15 protein-coding genes, 2 tRNA genes and 1 rRNA gene (1 of these 18 running past the window's edge) are annotated in these 25,514 nt (G+C 54.0%); 14 read left to right on the top strand and 4 right to left on the bottom strand.

What is annotated here, in order from left to right:
* Positions 1–154 precede the first annotated feature (154 nt).
* The 10 genes from OEV49_15415 (at position 155) to OEV49_15370 (ending at position 12,040) form a co-directional block, all read left to right on the top strand.
* The gene (locus OEV49_15415) at positions 155–1,837 is read left to right on the top strand and encodes a hypothetical protein (GenBank protein ID MDH3892455.1); all 1,683 of its coding nucleotides are present in this window, start codon (positions 155–157) and stop codon (positions 1,835–1,837) included.
* 9 nt (positions 1,838–1,846) lie between these two features.
* Entirely contained in the window at positions 1,847–2,887 is a 1,041-nt protein-coding gene (locus OEV49_15410) for a glycosyltransferase family 1 protein (protein ID MDH3892454.1), read from the top strand.
* A complete protein-coding gene (locus tag OEV49_15405) occupies positions 2,871–4,235 on the top strand; it encodes a hypothetical protein (protein ID MDH3892453.1) in 1,365 nt (454 codons plus the stop codon). Before OEV49_15410 ends, OEV49_15405 begins: the two co-directional genes overlap by 17 nt.
* Entirely contained in the window at positions 4,228–5,805 is a 1,578-nt protein-coding gene (locus OEV49_15400) for a hypothetical protein (GenBank protein ID MDH3892452.1), read from the top strand. The genes OEV49_15405 and OEV49_15400 overlap by 8 nt, the downstream gene beginning before the upstream one ends.
* Positions 5,766–7,034 (top strand): hypothetical protein, encoded by a 1,269-nt coding sequence (locus OEV49_15395; GenBank protein MDH3892451.1) that lies wholly within the window; start codon positions 5,766–5,768, stop codon positions 7,032–7,034. The genes OEV49_15400 and OEV49_15395 overlap by 40 nt, the downstream gene beginning before the upstream one ends.
* A 299-nt stretch (positions 7,035–7,333) precedes the next feature.
* The gene (locus tag OEV49_15390; GenBank protein ID MDH3892450.1) at positions 7,334–8,485 is read left to right on the top strand and encodes a Wzz/FepE/Etk N-terminal domain-containing protein; all 1,152 of its coding nucleotides are present in this window, start codon (positions 7,334–7,336) and stop codon (positions 8,483–8,485) included.
* Positions 8,478–9,545, top strand: coding sequence for a glycosyltransferase family 2 protein (locus tag OEV49_15385; GenBank protein MDH3892449.1), 1,068 nt, complete (start codon positions 8,478–8,480; stop codon positions 9,543–9,545). The genes OEV49_15390 and OEV49_15385 overlap by 8 nt, the downstream gene beginning before the upstream one ends.
* Before the next feature lie 9 nt (positions 9,546–9,554).
* Positions 9,555–10,625 carry an NAD-dependent epimerase/dehydratase family protein gene (locus tag OEV49_15380; protein MDH3892448.1) on the top strand — a complete coding sequence of 357 codons (1,071 nt, stop codon included), beginning with the start codon at positions 9,555–9,557 and terminating at the stop codon, positions 10,623–10,625.
* A 701-nt stretch (positions 10,626–11,326) separates the two neighbouring features.
* A tRNA-Tyr gene (locus OEV49_15375) sits at positions 11,327–11,411 on the top strand.
* A 134-nt stretch (positions 11,412–11,545) separates the two neighbouring features.
* On the top strand, positions 11,546–12,040 hold the full coding sequence (locus OEV49_15370; GenBank protein ID MDH3892447.1) for a hypothetical protein: 495 nt from the start codon (positions 11,546–11,548) through the stop codon (positions 12,038–12,040).
* Between the two features lie 53 nt (positions 12,041–12,093).
* Here OEV49_15370 and OEV49_15365 read toward each other — a convergent pair whose 3' ends face one another.
* From OEV49_15365 to OEV49_15350, 4 genes are all read right to left on the bottom strand, one after another.
* Positions 12,094–16,644 carry a S8 family serine peptidase gene (locus OEV49_15365; protein MDH3892446.1) on the bottom strand — a complete coding sequence of 1,517 codons (4,551 nt, stop codon included), beginning with the start codon at positions 16,642–16,644 and terminating at the stop codon, positions 12,094–12,096.
* A 155-nt stretch (positions 16,645–16,799) separates the two neighbouring features.
* The gene (locus tag OEV49_15360) at positions 16,800–18,824 is read right to left on the bottom strand and encodes a hypothetical protein (GenBank protein ID MDH3892445.1); all 2,025 of its coding nucleotides are present in this window, start codon (positions 18,822–18,824) and stop codon (positions 16,800–16,802) included.
* 974 nt (positions 18,825–19,798) lie between these two features.
* Entirely contained in the window at positions 19,799–20,020 is a 222-nt protein-coding gene (locus OEV49_15355) for a hypothetical protein (protein ID MDH3892444.1), read from the bottom strand.
* Positions 20,010–20,315 (bottom strand): hypothetical protein, encoded by a 306-nt coding sequence (locus tag OEV49_15350; protein ID MDH3892443.1) that lies wholly within the window; start codon positions 20,313–20,315, stop codon positions 20,010–20,012. The genes OEV49_15355 and OEV49_15350 overlap by 11 nt, the downstream gene beginning before the upstream one ends.
* Before the next feature lie 749 nt (positions 20,316–21,064).
* Between OEV49_15350 and OEV49_15345 the strand changes: the two genes are divergently transcribed.
* The 4 genes from OEV49_15345 to OEV49_15330 form a co-directional block, all read left to right on the top strand.
* Positions 21,065–22,144 carry a hypothetical protein gene (locus OEV49_15345; GenBank protein MDH3892442.1) on the top strand — a complete coding sequence of 360 codons (1,080 nt, stop codon included), beginning with the start codon at positions 21,065–21,067 and terminating at the stop codon, positions 22,142–22,144.
* Between the two features lie 406 nt (positions 22,145–22,550).
* On the top strand, positions 22,551–23,126 hold the full coding sequence (locus tag OEV49_15340; GenBank protein MDH3892441.1) for a hypothetical protein: 576 nt from the start codon (positions 22,551–22,553) through the stop codon (positions 23,124–23,126).
* Positions 23,127–23,807: 681 nt separating this feature from the next.
* A 16S ribosomal RNA gene (locus OEV49_15335) occupies positions 23,808–25,361 on the top strand.
* Positions 25,362–25,498: 137 nt separating this feature from the next.
* Positions 25,499–25,514, top strand: a tRNA-Ile gene (locus tag OEV49_15330); it runs 58 nt beyond the window's last position.

Genomic DNA, 25,514 nt, shown 5'->3' with positions numbered 1-25,514 from the left:
GCCCTGAATTATTCTCCAATCAGGAAAACTGGCCGCCCTGGGTACTCCACCCGGTGGCCGGAAACTTATCAGCGTACAGTCTCTCATGAGGTTACGCTGAGATGCAACTCGTGCCGCGAGAACTATGGTGAATGCGTCCGATCTAAAAGTCGCTTTGAAAAAGAGATCACCGCTGCTCAGTTGGATATTCTCGACCGCTCGATTTCTTTGGGAAATGCCTCGGGTGGTAGACATGCTATCCCGACTGGAAAAGCATGTCGACGCCGAGGGGACGCAGCGAGTGGAGCACCGCGGCGTGGTGCTGTTCAACACTGTCCGCACTTATGTGTCCGTCCAGTTGGTTATCGAGGTAATGCTGGCCCTCAAGCTCAAGGCCCGCGGTTTTGACGTCCGCATGTTATATGATGACGGCCCGCTCTACCACCACGAGACACTTACCAAAAACGATCTGGCGCCGATGCAGACCTACTATCGGTTGAGGCGTCTCTTGTCGTTGGCCCTGCTGCGACGCCTGCCGCTGGTCGGCGGCATGATGGAGCCATACTCGCGTTTCGTAGATCGTGCCCAGCTCACGCTGCTGGATGATCCGAAGGTAGGGGAGCTAAAATCTTTTCGTTCAATCGAACTCGAACCGTTTGTCCGAGCTTCGCTGGTACGATTTTATCTGTCGGCGCCCGACCGCCCCATGCTGGAAAGTGAACGCGATTACCAGAAGGCCAGGGCCATGTTTGTGCGCAACGCTATTGTCAGCATAAGTGCGGCTCAACAGGTCTACGCAGAATTCAAACCGACCATGGTGGTCACGTCGCATGGTATCTACTCAAGTTGGGGAACCTTCATGAGCTTCATGATGCAGCAGGGTGTGCGCACGATCACCTATGGATTGAACGGCTACGGCGCCGCCAGCCTCGACCTGGCCACCGACGACATTGCGGCCAACAAAAGCGACGGTGGCTATCTCAAACATCTGGCCGAACAGGTTGTGGACCGGACGATTTCACGGATCGATGTTGCCCAGCGGGTCGGACACCTGATGAATGAACGCTTCAATCACGGCAGCGCCGATATTGCCAGACTGGGCGGGACCGAGACAGCCTCGCGGTCACCGTTGCTGCAACGTTTGGACACCCATCGGGCGGCCGGTCGGGATATCTTTGCGCTGTTCCCCAACGTGATGTGGGACAACGCCACTACCTTCGAAGAGTCCAACCGGGTCTTTGACTCGCCGGTCGAGTGGCTGGTGGAGACGGTACGTTATTTTGATCGCTCACCGGACAAGGTGCTCGTTATTCGCGTCCACCCGGCGGAGCGCAGTTTCATGACCGTCAGAAAAAGCGTTAGCGACATACTGACCTTTCATCTGGGCGAGCAGGTTCTCCGGCGAGAAAACATCATCATCGTGGCGCCTGAGGAACCTCTCTCGAGCTACGCCCTGTTTGACTTCATGAAGGCAGGCATCGTGTACAACGGTACGATCGGGCTTGAGCTTGTTTTCGGGCACATAGCGCTGATCATCGGCGCACGGGCTGCCTATTCCGACTCAGGCTTCACGCACGACATACATGATCGCAACGAGTATTTTGCAGCCTTTGATACTACCGAGCAGATATTGCAGCGTCAGGACTCAAACCTTGAGTCGGCCCTTCTGTTTGCATACGAGTACTTCTTCCTTCACGGCGTACCGATGAAATTCATGTCGCCTCTTCGCGCCGGTACGCCCAACTACGAGTGTCCGACCGATGAAATATGGGGCGATCGTAACCTGGAGCATGTGGTTGGGGTGATGGCCGGCGAACGTGAGTACTTTCAGGACTATTGGCGTCAAGACGAAAGGTAGGAGCAGAAGTTGTCGAGAATATTGTTGGCCAGTGCACAGGAGGATTTCGAGTTTCCGCTGGCGGAAGCCGCTCGCAAGCAGTTGTTCGAGACCGCCCGGTGTCACAGAGCCGATGGGCACGACGTCCGGATTCTGATTGTCACCGGCAACCTCAACCGGGAGTTCGTTGAGGAGGGCATTCCGATTCGGTTGACCACGAAGCGGAACCTGATGCGTCTGGGACCGTGGTGCCGCCTTTCCGACGGCGTACATTACTTTGGCACCGTTGGTTGGATTGCGCTGATAGTTGCCTTGCTGATGCGATCCCGGACCCGCACTCTCACGGCAACCGATGGAGGCCTGTTCTCGACCGGGGGGCGTGTCGGCTTGCGCCGATGGTTGGCCCGCCGGTTCCACCGATGTTACCAGCAGTTTCATACCTACACCGAATACCAACGAGAACTGTTGCTGGCCTTGTCGCCCTGCTTCAAGACCAAGCTGAAGACAGTCAGGCCGATCCTCATGGAGCCACCGGTTACGCCGACTGAAAAAGCTAAACAGCCCACTATTTTGTACATGGGACATCTGAGCAAATTCAAAGGTGTCGACATTGTGATGAAGGTCTTTCGCGCCCTTGCCCATGAGTTGCCGAATCTCAATCTAACGCTGGCCTGCAACGGGCTGACCTACGACGACAATCTGGAGCATTCAGTGCACCACTTGGTCGATGAGTATCCAACACGAGTGACATTGAAAGGCAAAGTGGATGTTTTTGCCGAAATCGGACGGTCGCACCTGCTGATATATCCTATTAGAGCGCACAGCGGAACTTTCGCGGTGCCTTTGTCTTTGTACGAAAGCCTCTGTTGCGGTACGCCCTTTTTGTCGTCGCGGCTTGAAGGTGTGGCCGAGTATTTTGACGACTACTTTCTGTGTCCACCGGGTAACGCCGATCAGTTCATTGAGAAGGCGCGGCGGTTCCTTGCCTCTCCAGGCGAGATACCCATGCGTATCGAACAGAATCTCAGTCGCATCAAAAGGGCCTGCGCGCAGTATGAGCACGTCTGTTAAACAACGACAGATCGAGCCGATTCTCGGCGCTTGTTTCGGTCGCCGGGCGGATACCTATCTTGAGGCTCTCGTGGGGCTCAAACAAGCCGGGATAGACTTCATTCTGATAAACCTGCCCTTCCACTTTCAGATGCAAAAAACCCCCAGCGATCTCGATCTTATTTGTGATACCGAAGGATACCGGCGCGCACGGCACTATCTGGAAGCACACGGTTGGTTCAGGCTTGATCGAAGCCCGGGGAGCTCTCAGGTTGTCTATGTTGGCTACGATAGCGCCAAAGGTCTTGTGCGTCTGCATCTGCATGAGCATCTCCGTTTTTTCGGAGTCACCTGGTTGACCTTTGAAAAAGCCGTGAATGCCACTTATGAAGTCAGTGGTTTCCGTGTGGCCGAGGCATGGCTCGATTACTTTGTGTTACACGTGGAGTGGTTTTTCAGAGGCAAGATGGACTACCCCAGGCGCATCGATGAAGTGGCGGCGCGGTGTGACCGGCCAAACCTGATCGCAATGGGGAAGAGGCTGTTCGGGCGAAGCTATGTGATGATTGAACGATTGGAGCGGCTAAACCGATCGCAGGCGCATCCTACCCTGTGGCGACGCCTGCGCCTCGTGTTCGGTCAACCGGGCAGTATCGGTGGAGCGTCGGCCTACATGACGCACAGGATTCTGGTGCGACTCGACTGGTGCTTCTTTTGGCGGCGCCGAGGTTTGTTGGTGGTGATAATGGGCATCGACGGCAGCGGCAAGACGACCCTGGCGCAGCAGGTGGCGGCTCAACACGATGGCGGAGGACTCTTCTGTCAATACCGTTACATGGGGTTAAAGCTTTCGTTGGTGCAGCGTTTCCGCAGACTCCTAAGACCCGGTGGCGACCCGCGTGAACGCTATGTTGGACAGCGCGGAATTGCCGATAGTCTGGCCAAACGCTGGACCCTACTGGCCAATATGTTCAACCTCCTGCTCAGTCTGTTCTATATCCTGGAATACAATGCGAAGTGTCTGTTTGCGCTTGCTCCTATTCGGAATCACAACGATCTGATTATCGTCGATCGGACGTGGCTGGACAAACTGATGGCGGCCGAACGGTGGGGGAACAGACTGTCCTTCCATCTCCTGCCGAAACCTGATCTCGTCATTGCCCTGCACGGCGATCTCACCGTTTTCTACAAGCGGGCCCGCGAGTTTGAAGTGCCGGTGCTTTCCAAAATGCAAGCAGCCCTGAATGATGCCCTTGTCTATATCGAAGAGCATGGCATCGAAGTGATGCGACTCGACACGGTACAGCACGATCTCAAAGAGTCCAGCCGTCTGGTTCAAGAGAAAATCCGGGGTCACATAAGTGACTAAAGCCCTCAAAGTATCTCTGTCGCACTCGCCTGTCTTCAGCCTGAGCAAGGACGGTTTTGAGGTCAACTTTTACGGCCAGGTTTACAACCGGTACGAACTGGAAACATTCCAGTTCAAAGAGACCAATGCCGGGCCATTGGCCGAACTACTGAACAGGCTGGGCGGTTTCTTCTTGATGGAGTATGTCGATCACCGGCGCGGCTTGCACGTCGTTGCCAACGACATTTTCGGCAACTTTCGGACCTATCGCGTTGAGGTCCCCGAAGGGCTTCTTCTTAGTGATGATGTACTGGTAGCACGCGATGGAGCCAGGAACGGAGGGAGGCCACTGGTCGAGGATGCCCACGAACGATTCTATTTTCAACGTCACCGTTACACCACCGGCGGCGCCACGCTGTTCAGTCATATCCAAAAACTAATGCCTGCAACCATGCTGATCAGCAGACCCGAGGGCTTAGTCGAGAAGATCTATTTCCGAACCAGAATCGCCAGGAAAAGCAACGACAGGCTCTACGCTGAGAAAAACCACCAACTGATAGCGGACAGCGTCTCCTCAGGCAGACGCCCGAATTGCAAAAACATTCTCTTCTTTACCGGCGGAATAGACTCAACCTATTTGGCCATGGTTCTCAAGCAACAAGAGATCGACTTTCTCCCGGTATTCGTCAAGTACCGTCCCCAGGACAATGATAACTTCATCGATGAAACGAAGACCCAAGCGGCTGCGCAATGGTTGCCCCACGGCGTGAGAACCATCGAAGTGCCGATCAAAGACAACTATCATCTGCTTGAAACCGCGGTTCGGCGACATCCCTTCGATAAGACGCTGGCCGTACCTTTCTATGAGGCGCTCCGGCTGCTCGGTGAGGAGTTTGGGTGCTGCAATATCTTTAACGGGCAATCGTCCGACAGTATCTACTGCTGGAGCGCATCGAGCAAGACCATGGGCGGCAGAATCCAACGGCTGTTAACTTCCCGACAATATGTCGACCGCCCAACCTACCAACGCTGGATCATAGCGGCCATGGCCGGACTGCTCTATCGTCGCCGAGGAAAGATGGGACGCAACCAATTTGTCCCGGTGAGCTTTGCGGATTACTGGACGGGACTCCTGGACCCTGCCGGTTACCTGCCTGTCGTTCATTCGGCCAAGACAGATGGTGATTACTCCCGATATCTCAGCTCAATCGCCGAACGAATAGTCACCGAGCTTGACGGCGACCTCGAAGCGATCATCATGTACATGAAAATGATGTATCTACAGGGCACGTCGAACATTTTCGTAATCGAATCGACTCGGGCCTATGGTCACAATCTGGTTATGCCGTTCGTAGATGCACGTTTGGTTTACCTTAAAATGTCGATGCAAGACGAAAGCCGAAATCTTCGCCACCCCCGGTATGTGTTGGAAGAAACTCTGCAGCGTCGTTACAAGATTGATACCGGCCTCATCGAGAGAGGCCGCCGAGTCCGGGGGGACAGTGAAGCGCACGCTGACTATCAAAAGGTTCTGGGCGAGGTCTACCAACAATGGGACTGCCTGTACAAAAAACTGTTCTCAGTCACCTGACAATCTCAGGTCTGCTGCCCGTAATCCGGTTTGGCTATGGCTTCTGTCTGGCTGCCCTTTTGTCCAAACAGTTGACCGTGGAGTCCTACGGAAACTGGTCGCTGTTTATCAGCATGATCGGGTTGATCCTAACATTCTCATCCATGAATCTGATGTATGCATCCAATGTGTTGCTTACGGGCAAAGATCGTAAACAACAAAAGCAAGATATCTTTTCGGTCAGCGTTACCAAGGGATGTGTAACTCTTCTGGTGTATGCATGCTTCGCCTGCTATCTCTTGTACAACGATGTTTTCACGCCCACGGTGCTGGCGTTGATGTTCGCCGCTCTAGTGTGTCGAACTGTCAATGACTTATGCTTCGGATTGTGCCGTGCCCTGTTGTTGATTGGTCGCCAGGTTCTGTTTCTGTTTGTGGAGTCGGCACTGATTATCGCAGCGATTCTGGTTGGCTGTTACTACTTCGAGGGTGGACTGGAAGGAGCGTTGTATGGATTCATCGCCGCCGAGTTTCTGGCCACGACGCTGGGCATGTATTTGTTGAGAGATTACCTGGAAGTTACGCGATACGACTTACGGGTCGTGAAGAAGTACCTGGCCCTGGGCTTGCCACTGCTTCCTTTTGCCTTTTCGGATCTGATAGTCAATTCCCTGGTGCCCCTATTGCTGAAACTATACGACAGTTTTGAGAGCGTGGCTTTTTACAGTATTGCGCAGAAAGTTGCGTTGGTAGCCACCATTCCGACCGCGATAGTGAACAATGTATATGCACAGTACCTCAAAAAGAGCCGGTCATCGGCCAATGGCTCAGCCGTCCGACGCACCTTTCTGATATTCCTGAGCATCTATCTCCTGTTGGCCCTGCCGCTTCTTCTGTTTATGTATCTGTTCGGCAAGGATGTCATTGCGCTGGTATCCACGGTGGAATACGTTCACTCTTACGACCTCATGTTGTTGTTGGTCCTGGTAAACATGTTGGTCAGCGTGAGCGCCATGCTAACTACGCTGTTCGCGGTGTTCGAACGGACCAGGACGGTCGGCTACATTTGGCTGGGTGTATTGGCCCTCTTCGTAAGCATCAGCGGTTACTGTTTTGACCGATGGCAGATGCACGGCATTGCTTATGCTCTGCTTATCTCGTTTGGGCTGGGTCTCATGTTGGTAGCGGTCGCCGTCTCGTTTCTGAAAAAGTCCATTCGACGCCGGCGCAACGCCGACAACGCCATCTGATCTGACTCTTCCGCATAACCTACCGCGTCACCGCCACTGACTTCCGGCGGCAAAGAGGTCCCTGGATCAGCGGAACTGTGCTGCTGCGATGGGCAATGGCGCAAATGACTCACCTAACCGGAAACCATTTCCCAGCGCCTGGGGCGGGGTCGGCCCGGACGCAATCCGACTATTGTAACTCGCAGTTATACAATATGATACGCAGGACGATTCAGGCTCTTCGGGGCCTCGTTTGGCATGCTGTCTGCTCTGTAGACAAGCGTATAATTGAACCTGATACGCCGTCAAGGATGACAGCAATGGACCATGCCGCCAACGCCGGAGATCGAGAAACAAACCGCGGTCACCACCGGTCAAATGACCAACCCTTCCAAGGTGATATTGAAATCAACCCGATGGCCTTTTTGCGCCAACTCAAGCGGCAACGGCTGCTAATAGCCGCCGTGGTGCTTGGCGCCATGACTATCACCGCCGTGGTGATGGTGTTGACACCCAATCGCTACCGTTCGCACGCCTCGATTCTGCCATCAGGCGGTCGAGACCAGCTATCCGGCTTGATGGAGATGGCCGGACAGTTCGGTGTGGGAGCCATGGGTGCGGCCGACGAAAATTCTTCGTCGCTGTATCCGAGCATTCTACGTTCCGATCTGGTGCGCGACGGTGTGTGGCAGAGGAAATACCAGATCGAAGATGGCCGTGACAGTCGTTCGATCAGGCTCGATGATTACTTCGAAACCGAGGACCCCAGCGAATTACGAGCCGCCTTATCCAGGATCACATCGATTTCAGAAGACAAGAAATTGGGTATCATAAATCTCAGTGTTGAGACGACCTATCCGGACCTATCTCAGGCTGTACTGCGCGAGAACCTAACGCAACTCGAAACATATCTCAGATTCAAGCGACGTTCCCAGGCGCGGGAGAACGAAGCTTACTTGGTTCGGCAACAGAAAGCCCGCGGCCGGGAACTGACTCAAGCAGAAGATAGTCTCCAACAGTTTATGCAAGTGAATCGCAACTGGAACTCCTCCAGCGATCCCCAACTACAGACCGAACTGGCCCGTTTCAAACGCGAAGTAGAGGTGCGCGCCAAGACTTACCTGCTGCTCACCCAACAACTCGAACTGGCTCGCCTGGAAGTACAGAAAGACATTCCCATTGTCCGCATACTTGATGAACCATCCAGACCCACCGTGAAGTCGGGACCACGACGCACGTTTACCACTCTACTGGTGGGATGCTTGACGCTGCTTTTCTTCGTCACTTGTCTGTTTGTGCGAGATATCTTTAGGCAAATGATCTCTTCGGAAGGTCACGAAACCTCAGCTGGTCGGTTGTCCGGCAATCTTAATACCCGGATCGGTACATCTCGACCGTTAACACTCAAAAACCGTGCGGGCTCAGAGACGAACTCAAGCAGAGCGGTCAAACAGCCGATAGCCAATGAATAAGGGACACAACCAGCCAAACGTGGCCAACGATGCAACGGGGCAGACCTTGACAGCGGCTTCTTTCAGTAATATACTCAAAACCATGGCCTTCCCGTCAGGTATGGACCCCTCGGGTTCGCAACATAGCGACGACAATCCGATCACTGACTCGATGGCGACAGCACTCGTCGTACCCACGCTTAATGCCGGAAATGGCTTCGTCGAATGGCTGGCCGTCCTGAAAAAGCAAACCGTCCGGCCTCAACGCCTGTTATTGATCGACTCAGCCTCCACCGACAGTACCGTTGAGATGGCCGCCGATTCTGGTTTTGAGATTAAGAGCATCGACCGTCGCGACTTCAACCACGGCGGAACACGTCAGTTGGCCGTCGCTGAATTGTCCGACAGCGAGTTGATCATCTTCATGACTCAGGATGCATTGCTGGCCTCACCCGATGCGCTGGAAGTTCTTTTGAAAGGGATGCGCGATCCACGGGTCGGCGCCGCATACGGACGGCAATTGCCGCGTCGCCGGAGCTCCTCCATCGAGGCACACGCACGGCTGTTTAATTATCCCACCGATTCACATGTGCGCGACCGTTCGGACATCTCCAGATTCGGTATAAAGGCAAGCTTCCTGTCGAACTCGTTTGCCGTCTGGCGTCGCTCGGCCCTGGTCGAGATCGGTGGATTCCCGACCTGCCTGATCCAGAACGAAGATGCCTGGGCCGCCTCCAAACTGATCCAGGCCGGCTGGAAAATAGCCTATTGTTCGGCGGCCACGGTGCATCATTCGCACGGCTACGGATTTATGCAGGAGTTTCGGCGCTACTTCGATATCGGTGTGTTTCACGCCGACCAGCGATGGATTAGAGACTCTTTCGGCCATGCCGGTGGCGAAGGGCTGCGTTTCGTCCGATCTGAAATAAAACACCTTTTGCGAACCAATCCGGCCTTGATCCCATCGGCGCTGGTGCGGACGGGCCTGAAATTGATAGGGTACAAATTGGGCACACTGCAAGACAAACTACCGCCGAGAGTACGACCCTGGCTGAGTGTGAACAAACAGTACTGGACCTAAAGGAGTACTATGAAACGCTGCGTGATTTATGGCGGAGCCGGGTATGTCGGCACACATTTGACCAAACACTTGCTGAACACCGGACGCTTCACACATGTGCACATCGCAGACATCCAAAGTTCCCCGCTCGAAGGCAGCCCGGGTGTCACCGCCAGTATCACCGACGTGCGACAACCGCTTGAGATCGCCCACGCACCGTTCACGCCGGATTGGATTTTCAACCTGGCCGCCGTACATCGCGAACCCGGCCATGAACCTCACGAGTATTACGAGACAAATCTGGCCGGCGCCGCCAACGTCTGTGACTATGCCGAGGTGGTGGGATGCGACAACATGTATTTCACCTCAAGCATCTCTGTCTATGGACCCACCCTTGGTGCAACCGATGAAACCGCAGCTATACGACCGGTCACCCCCTACGGTGGTTCCAAGTACCCGGCCGAAGTAATACATCAGCGATGGCACCGGACCAAGTCTGGTCGACGTTTGATCATCTCGCGACCGGGCGTGCTGTACGGTCCCGACGATCCCGGCAACATCCTGCGCATGGTCAAAGCTATCAAAAAAGGATACTTCGCTTTCCCCGGCTCACCGAGGATCTTCAAATCATACGGATATATCTTCGGATTCATCGACAGCATCGACTATTGGCTGGACTCGTCCGAGGATATGGTAGTGTACAATTACTCGGAGTCGCCCACCCAGCCTCTGGGGGAACTGGTAACAACCATCAAGGACCACCTGGAATGTCGTGCCTTGGTTCTGCCGATTCCGCTGTGGCTGTTGCTTCCGGCATCAAGACTGATTCAGGCAATAGCCGGATTCACGAACCCGATCCACCCGGTAAGAGTAAAGAAAGCAGCAACTCCGACGCATATAGTGCCACAACGATTGATCGATACCGGGTTCAACTTCCGCTACAGTTTCCTGGAGTCACTGAAGCACTGGGAACAGATGGCGCCATACGATTTCGACCCGATGGCCGTGAGAGAAGTGCAGCTCATCAAGCCGCAGGAAGCACCGCCGGTAGTCGTCCCGCAGCCGAGCCGGGAGACCTCACCGCTTGAGCTGGTGGGTTAAAACGTCAAGATTGGTCTCTGCAGGGCTGGGCCGGCCGGTGCCGGATATGTTCGCAATTACTTCGATGATGACATTCCTCGGTCTGAAATCAGATGAACTCCGTCATAGTAGTTCTTGTAGGCCGGGGCCGTCTTCGCCTGCGCGCGGCGACGTGAACCCGCCGCTCGTTGACTTGTCATTCCGGCGAAGGCCGGAATCCAGTTCTTCAGTACGCCACCTAAAGGGCACGTTGAAAAAGGTCCATATCGTGGGTGGTGTTGGGCGACCCCGCCCGACACCTGCCGTCCAACCCACTGGCTGTCAGGCGAGTCGCCTTACAGCACCTGCACATCCAGTTCTTCGGTACCCCACCTATAGCCCTGCGACAGGTGGGTTCCCCGGCAACCACTACTGATCCCATCCGACGCAAAGCCTCTGGGTGGGGAACCGCTGTACCGGTGATAAATCACTCACTTGTGCCTCACGCTCCATTATATGTCATGCTGAGCGCAGTCGAAGCATGAGCGCAGCTTCGTAAGCCGTCTTCGCCTGCGGCTGGCGAACACAAGGCCCGCCGCTGCGTGACGGAAAAAGCCACATGAGGAGATAGAAACCAAGCTGAACGATTTGCATATTAGGGGTTGATTTTTCTGAACCGACCTGTTTATTAGGGCCTTGATTATCGGCCTTAAGGCCGATACTTTCAGATAGCCCCCGTATGTGGTGGGGTTCCCGAGTGGCCAAAGGGAACAGACTGTAAATCTGTCGGCGACGCCTTCGGAGGTTCGAATCCTCCCCCCACCACCATTAGACCACCGCCGGGTGGTTTTCTTTTGGCATTTTCCAGCCTCTACCGTATGGATAGAGACAAACCGCTTGACAATAATTCGAGTCACAACGTCTTTACTGCAATGCAACTTTGAGGAGGAGTTTTTGACAATATGCTTCGATTGATCGTACTGTTGATGTTTTGTGTGCTGATGGCTCCGACGATGCAGGCCGAGAGTCTGTATCTACCGGACTTTAAGGTGAAGATGTTGGATGGCTCGGAGTTTGTAGGTCACAGCGCAGTACTTGACTCGGTGCAGCTTTCTGCCTATTCCCCTTCAGGAGTTCAGGTCGCATTTGCTCTGGATGATATCCATTCGCTTTACCGAAGCAACGGAGACCATTCAGGTGACGGACTTGTCATCGGCATTGCCGTTGGCGCCCTTACAGGTATCATTATCAATACGGCCAAGGACGACAAAACCGAATACAAAAAGAACGAACAAAAGGGATTGGGCATGGTGGCCGGTACCGCCGCTCTCGGAGGCTTGGCCGGTTTGTTGGTCGGTTCTTTGTGGAAGTCGTGGGATAAAGTAGATTTTTCGGAAAGCTTTAAGGTCGAGTACCGAGCCGATCGTCCCTACCTCGGGTTGACTCTCAAATTCTGACCCGGTCTCTCCCAGACGAACGAGAGCAGCCGAAGCTTATACGCTCGGCACCACTAATAGCACTGAGGAGCCGGACCACCTCGGAACATGTAGTCCACCAGGTAAACCAAGTCGGCAATGTCCAGAATCCCTGATCCATCCACATCGGCCGAGGCCATGACAACAGGTGGCGGTCCTCCGAAGAACATGAACTGGAGCAGATATATCAGGTCCGAAATATTCACTCCATCCTGCTTGAAATTGATATCACCACACTCCCAGGTTCCGTAATCGACTCTCATCCGGACCGGTACCGTCCAGGGATTGTGGGCTGAGTCCGGATCGTTGGAGCTTACCACCACCGAGGCGTAGTACCAGCCGGTATCGAGACCGGTCGTTACCAACTGAGCAGACAGCGTGTCGGCCAGACCTGAACCGAGTTCTCCGATAGTGTCGGTAAGGGATATCCAGCCGGCCGACTTGGTGAAGATAATCGCCAGAGAATCGTGCAGATACTCGGTGTTGTAGGCGACCATCAACCCGTCCGTACCGTTGTAGTCTTCTATGCCAATGGTGCCTCTTTCACTGTCGAATCCGGCGCCGATCTCCAGGTATTGAAATTGTATCGTGCCGTTCTTACGCATGATTACCTGGGCGTTGATCACCGCGCCCGGCAAAGCATTGTAGGCCGGATAATCGATGAACTGAATCACCAACTGGTTTCCGTCGCTCTGATATACTACCTTGCCGCCGGGGTTGGATGGGTCGAGGATGTTTAGATCATCCCAGTACCAGGCCAGCATGTCATTAGGTTCACGACCGAAGGGAATGGTGCCGTTGTCGTGATAATCAAGCCCCTCCGGCGGTCCGAAACCGATCATCCCGTTACTGGCGACATAGAACCCGCTAAAGACCTCATCATAGTATGGAAAACTGAATCCGATGAGGAACGGCCCCACCACATTGTCATCAGCCAGTCCGGTTACCTCGATGCCGGTAGATTCGATATCAACCCAGTTGAACACAGAACCACCCAGTTCGTCGGAGTCCAGCCAGACATAACCAAAGTCATCGGGGCCACCGGCGTTGTACAGTACTTCGGGTCCCCGCCTGGTGTTGGTAATACCCTTGACGGCAACATCGGGAGTTGTTGCCTCAGGTATCTCGTAACGTGGAGGATTCACGCGTCCGGCATTAAACAACCGGCCAAACGCCGAACCTCCGCCAAACAGCGGCACAGCTCGGGCCTCGTAGGTGAGCAAACCAGCGCCAACATTGGTTACGGCAAGACCGACCTGGCTGGTGTCCTTCCATTCGAGAGCGACGTCAATCTCCGCCGGGTCAATATGGATGGCCGACGCGTAGTCGATAACGATATCATCCACGTACCAGTCATCAGCCGTTGAGCCGGAACCGGTACTGCGAATTCGGAACTGGAAAGTACGATGCATCGCATCCGGCGGCAGCCAGAGGTGAACCGCCTCGAACACGCTCATATCCGGCCCGCTACCGAGGTGGTGACTCAGGTTCTGCCAATCCCCGGCGTCATTGCGATAGTCAAACCAGAGGTCATCACCTTCATCGGGTGATTCACCGAGGCCGGTGCGTTGATAGTAGTAGATGAACGAAACCTGATCCAATCCGGAAAGATCGATCGGTACCGAGATTATTGTGTCAATGCCGCCGTTGAGTTCCAGCCCATTGGGGGGAGAGGGTGGATTCATGACATACTGCGTCACTCTGGCGCCATGGTTGATAAGCCAGAAAGTGGTGTCCGGAAGAGGCCGCGTGAGGAATTGTTCGCTAAACCGCAAGCTGACCGGATCGCCGGCCGATCTTGTTATCAGTGGTTCAGTGACCAACTCGTTGACATTACCCAACGATACGGCCGTGCAGCCGCTGGTGTCGCGATAGCCGCGCGGTGTGCCCGGGGGTACCAGAATCTTCACCATGATCGACACTGAGTCGCCCGACTCCACGACCGACGTACTGTCGATTAGAAACGTTCCGGAGCTGTCCCAGACGTCGCCGTCCCACGGGAAGCTGTTGACCGAAACCAAATACATGTCGGACATACTTCCGTAATTGTGAACCCAGAGGCGGGTGAAAGCGGTGTCACCGGGGTTTACAATCTGGTCGTTGTCGGTCGGCGAGATGGCCACAGAGTAATCGTCAGGTTGGTTGAGGTAGATGTTGTCCAGGAAGTAATCGTTGTCTGCTTCGAACGGTCCGCTGGTTGCAAATCGAAACTGGAAATGTCTGTGATGGGCCGAGGCCGGCAGAGTCGCTTCCACACGATCCCACCACCACATGTGCGGCCCGCTGCCCAAAATCGTCTCCAGCGTAATCCAGTTGCCGATGTTGTCCAGGACCTCAAGTATCAGATCCTTGCCGTAACCCGGCCAGCCGCCACCGCCACTGCGCTGATAGTAAAAGACAATTCGAAGCACCGGCGCTGCGGAAAGGTCGAAAACTCGGGAAACCACAGTGTCGCCTCCGGATGGATCGCCGTCGAGATTGAGAGAGTACGGCTCGGTGAGTTCTTGCAAACCGGAATCGTTTATGACAGCTGTGGTATTGGTGAACCAACGATCCGGATTCAATGTCGTGGTAGCAAAGAATTCACTGATCGGGTATGCTATTGTCGATCCGGTGGAAACAGAATTCAGGTCGAGAGTCGAACTCAGGCTGGGATCACCGTTGGATACCACAAGCACCGTCGTGCTGTCATACTCCAGCGGTGACGATGCCGGTACTTCATCCAGTATCCGCAATTGGATCGAGTCGCCGGAGTTGACAGGGCTCGTGGTCGACACAATGCTCAACCCGGTAGAATCAAAAATCGTTGTTGCCCATTCGTCGTCCGCAACGGTCAGGTCGTAGCTGTCGGTAAGAGCGCCGTCGTTGCGGACCCAAAGCGGATACCACAAACTGTCCCCGACCGTTCCGTTCAGGCTTAGAGCCGGTGGCCACATTTCAAAGTCGTACGATATTATGTGAAATGTATACACTTCGGTCGAGTCGCTGTTGCCGTCGGTGTCAAAAGCGACCAGGTAGTAACTGACCTCGGTACCAGCCGGTTGCGCAGGGATAAAGGCATGATACTCATCTTCAACTCCAGTTGTTACCAGGGGCTCGAAATACCAAATAGAATCCAGCGAGTACTTCAGGTTGAGCGAATCCGGCTCCAGCGGCGCCGGAGCGAGAATCTGACAGACAATTTCAAAGTCACTCACCGTGTCGATGGTGTTCTCAATCGGGGTGTGAGCAATCCCCATAGAGGCCACTACGGCCAGGGCGGCAGCGGCGTTGATTCGCCCCCAGCCGTACCTGTAGTCAAAACCGATAGCGCCGAGATCGTCGGCTGTGTTCATCATTATCTGCCGGACCGAATCCGGCGTGAGTATGGGGTTACGTCCCAGGATCAAGGCCGCCAGACCGGCCACATGTGGCGCCGACATCGAAGTCCCTGCCATCGGTCCGTAATCCTGCGGCAGGTCGTAAGTAATGTTCATGAACACTTCGTAGTTGGGCATGGTGGAGAAAACATCATTCTCGTCCTTGTCTTCACCAAACCCTCCGGGCGCGCAGACGTTCACCTCCGGGCCGATACTTGAGAACTGCGAACTCTGGTCGTTGTGGTCGGTGGCCGAGACACAAACGACATTGGAATAGACAGTCGAATATGCAGCCGGCCATATACACATACCCTGCCAGGTATTACCGGCCGCCGCTACCAACAGAACCTGATGCGAGTCGGCATAGGCGACCCCGTATTCCTTGGTGGCCGATGTTGATGAGCCTCCACCGGAATAATTCATTATGCGACATCCGTTATCGACCGCATAGACGCACCCGTCACGAAAAGTCTCATGAGTCCCAAGTCCGGCGTAGCTAAACACTTTGACAGCGAGAACGCTGGTGTTCGGTGCCACTCCGGCCACGCCGACCCCGTTATCGCTTTCAGCCGCAATCGTCCCGGTGACATGGGTACCGTGACCGCGATCATCAACCGGCTTCACGTCGTAATGGATAAAATCATAGCCCAAAAAGAACCGGCTGGTGTCATCCAAATCGGGATGACTGAGCGAACCGTTTTGCATCGGGATACCAGAGTCCAGAACACCGACCTTTATCGACTTTCGACCGGTCGCAATATCCCAGGCTTCAGGTGCATCGATGTCGGCATCGTCGGTGCCGCCCGGCGGAATCTGGCCGGTGTTGTGATAGTGCCACTGAAGATCGAACAGCGAGTCATCGGGGACCCCGCACTCGTAGTCGATCATATTCGGTTCGGCGTATCTTACCGACGGCAGAGCGGCGATTTGCTCAATGGTCTCAAGAAACCGGCTCTTGCTCGATATCCGCACTTTCATGAATCCGCTACGGTCCGGTGGGCGCACAACTTCAGCATCTATGGAACCAAGTTCAACAGCGAAATCTGCCCCCGCCTTACCGAATTGTAATCCGATAAGAATGTCGCCTTCTACATACTCGACCTCTTGCCCTTGCCATGTTCCCTTGACAATTTCGTGTCCATTGAAGGTTGCGGCGGCCGTGGTTGTTGCTGCAAAAAGAAGGAAGCACACCAATGCGAGTCGATGCATGCACGGTGAGGATTTCATGCGACCTCCGGTTGTATGCTCTCTTGGTATCAAAAGTGATCCACGTTCAAAGTAGTGCTTTTCCCGCCTCTGTCAAGGGGAAAACGAGATTGCAGGTAGGGCGGGTCCGTCTTCGCCTGCGCGCCGCGGCGTGAATCCGCCTCTTCACTGAAGCATCATGGGCACGCCGTTGGCGGTGGGCCGTCGTTGAACATGTAATCTACCAGATACACCAGGTCGGCGATATCAACCGGCTCAACCCCGCTGCCGTCGACATCACTTTCGTCAAAGCAGGACGGTTCCGGGCCACCTGAGAACATGAAGTCGACCAGGTAGACTAGGTCTGAGATGTCAATTACTTCGGCCGGATCGCTGTCGATGTTACCACGTACATCGTTACAGCATGGCACGAACAAACTGCTTAAGATCACCAACTCGCCGCGTGCCATCATCGCAGAGTAATTGCCGAAAAGGTCGAGTTCGATATCGGAGGTTGGATTGCCCAGAGGATCAAACCTCCTGACCCGAGAGACCCCATCCCAAGGCAGATCAACATCGATACTCGTGGCGTATTCGGCAAAGATCAGACCCGTTCCGTCGGCCAACATGATGTCCGCACCCGCCGGTTCATTCGATGGTCCACCCAGCAGACTGGAAAAGACAAACGAAGCCTCCAGATGAACCACACCGCTGTTAACAACCCAGTGATTGCCGTGTTCGATTACCAGCGCTGTCTCCTGACCCAAGACATCGCCCGACAACACAACAGTGGCCACCGAAGTGTCCACCTGCGACGCGGGCAACAACTCCACGCTGGGAGTCAAGTACAGTTGAACGCCTCCCCACATCGTCGGATGACCGTTGAAGATCACAGTGTCAGGTATCTCGTTGAAGAGTGTCTGTGTCTCACCCGACGGCAGCCCGAAGTGTTGCCTCAGCGGCAGCCAGGTGGGAGCGTCATTGTCGTCCGGGATGCCGTAGGTAGGTTGGATGAAAACCGGCCGCGTGTCGGCAATTAGGTCCAGAACATAATCCGGCAATGGGGCTACATTGGAGATATCGGTGCCACCGGCCAGCAGCACATAGACCATCTCAGCTTCCGGGAGTACTGAGTCAACCGTGGCGATCACTTTGTAACCCAACTGGGTGAAGGTTCCGACCACAGCCGGACTACTGACCAGTGAAGCATGCCAGGTCGGAATGTACGACCCTGAAAACAACGCCGACGCATCCAAAACCAGGTTGGCTATTGGGCGCTCACCGATCGCTTCCTCGCCCAGGGCCGTTACCTCAGTTCCGATATAGTCCGCGAAGTTGAAGCCGCCCGAAATGAGAAAACTGTGGTTCTGCTCTTCTATAGAAAACCGGTCGGGGTGATGTTGGAGTTGAACGAAGCGAAGAACGTTCCGCCACTGCTCTGTTTCCATCGTCCCGAACGATCCTATCGCCAACGATGTCGGTACACCGAAATGCCGAGGGCTTTCCAGGAATGCATGGATGCCACCCACCGTGGCAGGGATATCAAAGCCCTGACCGGCTGCTATGATCGAATCGGCTTCGACGTCATTGCGTGGAAAGTAGTTGAAAACGCTGACCAATTGAGCATCGGCTATCAACGACGCCGACGACGATTGATACCACAGGCCTGCTGTCGTCTCGTGTGTCGCACCTGCGGCTGTGGTGGTTGCTTGTATTGCCTGCAAATATCCACTCCCGAACTGCTCTTCGGTTACCAGTGTTACACCCAGGTCCAGAACGTCCTGTACGACTTCTCCAATCTCTTCGGGTGTGATATATCCGAAGCCCGTTGCCGTGGTGTCATAGTTGGACTCGGCGATGATCTCCCAGCCATCGAAATTCACCACGATATCGTACTGCGCGGCTTTTGCTACCAAAAGTTGCAGGACCGGTTCATGGTAGCTGCTGTTCGGGTATCCGTTGGCGTCGAGGGTGGGGGAGGGGAAACAGTGCACACCGCCCGGAAAGATACCGAAAAAGCGCAGATGGGTGTAACCCTGGTTCTGCATCCAGCCGAAATTGTCGTCGAGGTTTTGCGGCATGCCCCGATCGGTGCCGGTGATAAAACTCAGGTTCATCAGGAAGTTGTTCGTCAGTTCAAACTCCTGAGCTGCTGCTTGCGAACAAAACGTGAGTACAACTGCTACAACGATACAACTGTTTGCGAAAAGCTTTCTAATCATGGACAGACCTTTGTCTACAGCAAGATAACCCACCTTCGAAATCCGTCAAGGCCGCAATTCCGTGGGTGCTTAGCATCCTGGTGTGAAACCGGATCAAGAGTCCGCCTCTTCCAGCCTTTTGAGCTTGACAATAAGCATGAGGGTCACTACCGTCGGTTTACATAAGAGTAGCGAACGTGGAGGTGACTCGTGACGTTTGTGCGTCTGTGGTTGACATCTCCGCGCTGTCTCTGAATGATCGAACCTGGAACGGAGGTACGCTTTCTTTTTCTTGTTTGGCTGGGGGCACACGAAGTTTAAGGACCACGGACCCGCAATCGCTCACAAGTGCGAGAATTGTAATAATGAAAACCTCTGGCACCTATGCAAGAGGTCCGTCTGGTTTACACTGTTTTTCATTCCGGTGTTTCCCTATGAGAGCGACGTTCTACTCATCTGCCCGGTTTGTCAGGTAGGTATAAAACTGTCGAATGCGCAATACGAGGAATTGCGCCCGGTGTCGGAGGCGAATCTTGCCCTGGCAGAAGGTAGGATCACAGAGGCAGAACACCGGCATCGAATGACGCAACTTAACAATCCAACTCCGGACGGTTTGCCTCCACCTTGAGCGAGTGCGCAATTCAGAACTGTAGAGCAGGTTCCCTGTGATCCTGCCTCTGGGCGGCCTATTTGCCTGCGGTTTGTTGCTAAACCCTCAATACCGCAAGGTGAAGTGCTTCGCGATGAAGGTGCTGTCAGGTGACTCGCCTGACAGCCATTGGTTTGGGCGGCAGGTGTCGGGCGGGGTCGCCCAACACCACCTGCGAGCCAGGCCTTTTTCAACAACCCGCTTGCGGTGGATTTCTAAAGAACCGATCAGCCTGCCTTCCGCTCACTTACGGCTTGAAGCCCGGGGCAAGCCCACAGGCTACCCGACTTCATGCTAAGCGGAGTCCAAGCATGAACTCCACGCCTATTGTTACTCGGGCTACCGGCTATTTGCTTCTAAGTATATCGCGAATCTGCCGCAGCAATAGCATAATGACAAAGACCGCCATCATAGCCGCCAACTCAAGCAGACGACCCGGACCGTAGGGCAGCCAGGTGAGCGTATACCCGAACCACCGTAACACCCATTCCAACATGGCTACCACGAACATGGCGGCCGCTATCAGAAACAGCGCGCGGTTTACGATTGTGTAGTGGCTATCCTTCATCTTCGACAACCTCCTCTACCACCGATCCGGTTCGTTCAATGGTCTTGACATCGTCGAGCAACACGTTGTCAAACAAATGGACGCGCACGATTCGAATCGTACCCGCATCGTCCTGGAACCACAACTGCAACCAGCCGGGATATTCCGGAACCGATGTCACAGCCTCCAATTCGCCGTAACTGGCCGGGATTTCGGGAAGGGCTTCAGCCCACGGGACGTCCTGATTTTTCTCGCAGGCGATCCCGAGACAGATTAGCAGGAGACAGGCCAGAAACAGGCCGGAAAACTTCTTCATCCGATCCTCCTTATCATTAACTGCCGACACAACTAACTCTATCAAAGGTGGACAATCGACGAATGAGAGTCATTGTTGCATAAGTGACCTACAATATCGATGATATTGTCAAGTTAAAACTATCTTCGTAGGTTGGGACCCCCTAATGGGTTCCGACTCTTAGTCTTGTAGGGCAGTCCGCCGCGGCGGACTGTGATCCCGCCGCCTTAGTCATTCCCGCGCAGGCGGGAATCCATCTTCTCTGTCTGAGTCATTCTGGCGAAGGCCAGAATCCAGTCTTCCAAGGGCGGCAGACGTCCACATCTGCCCTAGCCTGTCACCCCGAGCGGAGTCGAGGGGGCCATGAATGGCTTCTTCGCGCTTCGCGCGTCATTGCGAGGAGCGAAGACACGTGTGTCGTAGCGACGCGGCAATCTCATTTCTGTGCGCGGCAGACGTCCACATCTGCCCCCATTGTCACCCTGAGCGCAGTCGAAGGGTGAGGACACGGCCACCCACCCAACAACTTTTTGCGTGACAACGACGACTCCCTTAGCCATATTGAAGCATCATGTTAGCAGGATTACTCGCTTGGCTTGGGACGTGTAGGGGAGTGGCAGGTATTCCCCTCTCTATATGGAGCTTTTGGGACGATTGTAGGGATGCTCCTACCTGATCTGCCATGTGACGTTCTTGTTGCCAACAATCGGCGGTCACTGTTCGTATCTTTTGCGAGGCTTAAAATAACCAAAATCACGAAGGAGCTTTTCATGGGTAAAAAGCAGGCCGGTAGCAGAAAACAAGCCAGCACTTTGAGAGAGCTAATGATCATTCGTGACCAGAATCGCGATAAGATCGATTCAATCAACCAAAATCTCGGGAGTGCGTTGGGATTCAAGTACAAAGGTGGGGTTAGTACCAACCAACCAGCGGTAATCATATTCGTGCCGGATAAGGTCAACCCGGGACTGATACCTAAGAACCAGAAGGCGCCGAAGGAACTTAAGGCGACGATTGATGGAGACACGGTCTACTGTCCTACCGATGTTGTCAGGGGCGGCAAGGCTGAGGAAGAGAAGACCCCTCCGCCGTTGAGCGACGAAAACGCAGAACTTGTTCAAGACCTTCGACAAGGCCGCATTGGATTGGTAGGCGGCGTTCAACTGGGAGCATTTGACGAATTTGGTGATGGTTATCTTGGAACCGCTGCCTGCGCCGTGGTTGACCGCGACGACGACACAAGGGTCGGACTCCTAACCAACCAACATGTATCCGGCGGCTTCGGTAGGCAGATTTCGCATCCCCTGCCGGGACAGTTTGCCATTGGCCGCACAGCCAAGGAATTGGAGTACCAACCGGACGAAGTACATTACGACGACATTATCGACGAAGCCTTTGCGTTGGTGCGAGTGGATTGTGGGTTTGTCAAAGTCAACGATGACGCTAAGAACGCAATTAAGGCGGGTGTTCATTCCATCGACAAGCTGGGTGAACCGCTGGCTGTAGACTACGATTCAATGGATATAATAGGTACCGAAGTGACAGGCGTGGGTCGTACCAGAGGCAAACAGCATGGAGTCATTGCAGCCTTTGCATACGAATGGCTCGACGACGAAAAGTGGTCCGTCTACACCGATTTTCTCATCATCGGAGAAGATCCCGGAGGAGCTTTTTCGGATCACGGTGACAGTGGAAAGCTCATTGCGACGACAGAGGGGAATCATCCCGTCGCTCTTCTATGGGGTGGATGGCAGGAGAGGCTACGCAAAGGGTACGAACAGGAGAACTGGACGTATGCAATCAATGTCAATAAGGTGCTCGAATATCTCAACGTAACACTCCTAACATAGCCCGGTGTGCTCATAAACCGGTTTGGCTCAACGGGTCGATGGTGAAAGGGTAGCCTGTTGGGTCCTTCATCCAGGGGTAGGTGTGGGTCTCTGCCTGCCCACAGTGCACGGCGGTTTGCGCGTTGATATCATAGGGGAGTTAACGATGAACTTTATCGAAGGAGGTCAGTGATGACCAAGAGTGTTTGGCTTATCTGTTTGTGCTTCTTGACGGTAGGCTGTGGACATGTGTTCACTGTGAAAAGAGGGAAATCTGACTACAAAGGGGTGCCCGGCATTCCTTTCTATGTCAAGAAGGGGGTGTGTTAGGGAGGTTACTTTCCTCGAATCCTTGTATGATTCGCAACTCATAATTACGGTATTGTCGAGCAAAGAGCCAATAGAGGTTGACAGACTTAAGAAGACAGTGCCAACACTTGCTTTACACTCGACCGAATTCAACAGTCTGCGTGACAACTTGAACGCTATCGGATACCAGACGATACCATCGGTGCAGTTGGAAACCCTAATCAGGTTCTTTGATTCAATTCAAGGCTACGATCCTCAAGTCAGGCCGCAGGACAATTCCGGCCTCATTGTAGTGTCCAATGACTTCCGAGAGGAAGCAAGGGTCGATTACACTAACAAATATTACATCAATTCCAAAAGACCGGTTATCGGGAACGCTGACGCCAGTGTAGATTTGATGGCCGACGGCACGTTGAACAAAGTTGAGGCGACAGTAGACGACAAGACCTTGGAGACTGTGATAGGCGCGCTGCCTGTGTCGGAAGTGGTCTCGGCTCTGTTGATTCCAGTGCCTGAGACAAGCTCCGAATCCTTCGCTGGAACCACCGACGAGGGCTTGGTTTTTCGTGTGCAGCTAGCTATCAAATCACGCGGAATTCACCATGTCTATTCCAGTATCTCCAATGTGGACACGATCGGCTGCCACCCTGAACCGGATCCGAACACCGTAATAGGCAACAATGAATACGCTTAAGAAAGGCGGTTGCGACTTAGAAGCCTAAAGCGAAGAAGGACAACAGACCCAAGATTGATGTACAGGGTAGTATCCGATTGCCGGCAGGGAAATGAGGTTTGCGGTTATTGGTTGTACAGGTCGGGCTAGTGCCGTTTGCAGTATGTCTTGCCGCCCACTGCGACATCGGCAGATGTGGACATCTGCCAAGCACTGTTTGGCGGATTCACGCCGCGGCGCGCAGGCGAAGACGGACCCGCCCTACGGAGACTCATCCGAGAGCCAGCCAACCCCAAAATCCCGCCGCATTCGCTTGACACAGTTAAGCTAAAGTCGTATAATATATTGTCGATATTATTACGACAAAAGGGGCCGCCCATAAATGGGCTTTTTGTCGCTAAAAAGTCGCTCAGAATACGCAAGCGAAAAAAAGTTTGGCCCCACAAGACATTTTGAAAGAAATGTCTTGACAAAGCAATGCGAATCAGTATTTTGGGCGCCTGCCTGCGAGAGCAGGCCGTAGAATCGAACGCTCTTTGACAACTAAATAGTCGTGCTGAAGACAAGAGATACTCAATCTTGTCTTCGTGTCGCGGGTCCAATAGTTTTTTATAAACTTTGAGACTCTATTAATTTTTGTGAATCTATGAACGATGCAAACGTTTTGTTTGCGTCAGGATTTGATAACAATCTATAAGAATATTTATGGAGAGTTTGATCCTGGCTCAGAACGAACGCTGGCGGCGTGCTTAATACATGCAAGTCGAACGAGAAAGGCTGGCTTCGGCCGGCCCGGTAAAGTGGCGAACGGGTGAGTAACACGTGGGCAATCTACCCTCGAATCTGGGATAATCCTTCGAAAGGAGGTCTAATACCGGATAAGACCACAAGGTGGCATCATCAAGTGGTCAAAGGCGGAGCAATCTGCCGTTTGAGGATGAGCCCGCGCCCCATTAGCTTGTTGGTGAGGTAACGGCTCACCAAGGCTGCGATGGGTAGCCGGCTTGAGAGAGTGATCGGCCACACTGGGACTGAGATACGGCCCAGACTCCTACGGGAGGCAGCAGTAGGGAATATTGCGCAATGGACGAAAGTCTGACGCAGCAACGCCGCGTGGGTGATGAAGCATCTTGGTGTGTAAAACCCTGTCAGTGGGGAAGAACAATATCAGGCGTAACTACCTGATACCTGACGGTACCCACAGAGGAAGCACCGGCTAACTCCGTGCCAGCAGCCGCGGTAATACGGGGGGTGCAAGCGTTGTTCGGATTTACTGGGCGTAAAGGGCGCGTAGGCGGGCCTTCAAGTCGGATGTGAAAACTGGCAGCTTAACTGCCAGCCTGCACTCGATACTAGAGGTCTTGAGTACGGAAGAGGAAAGCGGAATTCCAGGTGTAGCGGTGAAATGCGTAGATATCTGGAAGAACACCAGTAGCGAAGGCGGCTTTCTGGTCCGATACTGACGCTGAAGCGCGAAGGCTAGGGTAGCAAACAGGATTAGATACCCTGGTAGTCCTAGCGGTAAACGATGGGTACTAGGTGTCGGGGGTATCGACCCCCTCGGTGCCGCAGCTAACGCATTAAGTACCCCGCCTGGGGAGTACGGTCGCAAGATTGAAACTCAAAGGAATTGACGGGGGCCCGCACAAGCGGTGGAGTATGTGGTTTAATTCGAGGCAACGCGAAGAACCTTACCTGGGCTTGACATGCTTAGGACCGTCGGTGAAAGCCGATTTTCCCTTCGGGGACCTTTGCACAGGTGCTGCATGGCTGTCGTCAGCTCGTGCCGTGAGGTGTTGGGTTAAGTCCCGCAACGAGCGCAACCCCTGTCCATAGTTGCCATCAGGTCATGCTGGGAACTCTATGGAGACTGCCGGTGATAAGCTGGAGGAAGGTGGGGATGACGTCAAGTCCTCATGGCCCTTATGTCCAGGGCTACACACGTACTACAATGGTCGGTACAGTAGGTTGCAATACCGCAAGGTGGAGCCAATCCCCAAAGCCGACCCCAGTTCAGATTGGAGTCTGCAACTCGACTCCATGAAGGAGGAATCGCTAGTAATCGCTGATCAGCAAGCAGCGGTGAATACGTTCCCGGGCCTTGTACACACCGCCCGTCAAGCCACGGAAGTTGGGAGCACCCGAAGTCGCTAGCTTAACCCTCACGGGATGGCGGCGCCTAAGGTGAAACCGATGACTGGGGCTAAGTCGTAACAAGGTAGCCGTAGCGGAAGCTGTGGCTGGATCACCTCCTTTCTAAGGAGCACGGTGTGCTAAGCTTGCTTAGCAACGCTTAGGTCGAGCGACACGATTCTCCGACACGATTAGAGACTCTTGTCTCAGCCGACTATTTTAAAAATTCGTCCGCCAATTATGGGCGGTACGAGTTGAATGGGCCTATAGCTCAGT

Source organism: Candidatus Zixiibacteriota bacterium, assembly GCA_029860345.1.
GTDB lineage: Bacteria > Zixibacteria > MSB-5A5 > GN15 > FEB-12 > JAJRTA01.
Note: the sequence above shows the minus strand (reverse complement) of the source record. Positions and strands in the feature narration are given on the sequence as shown.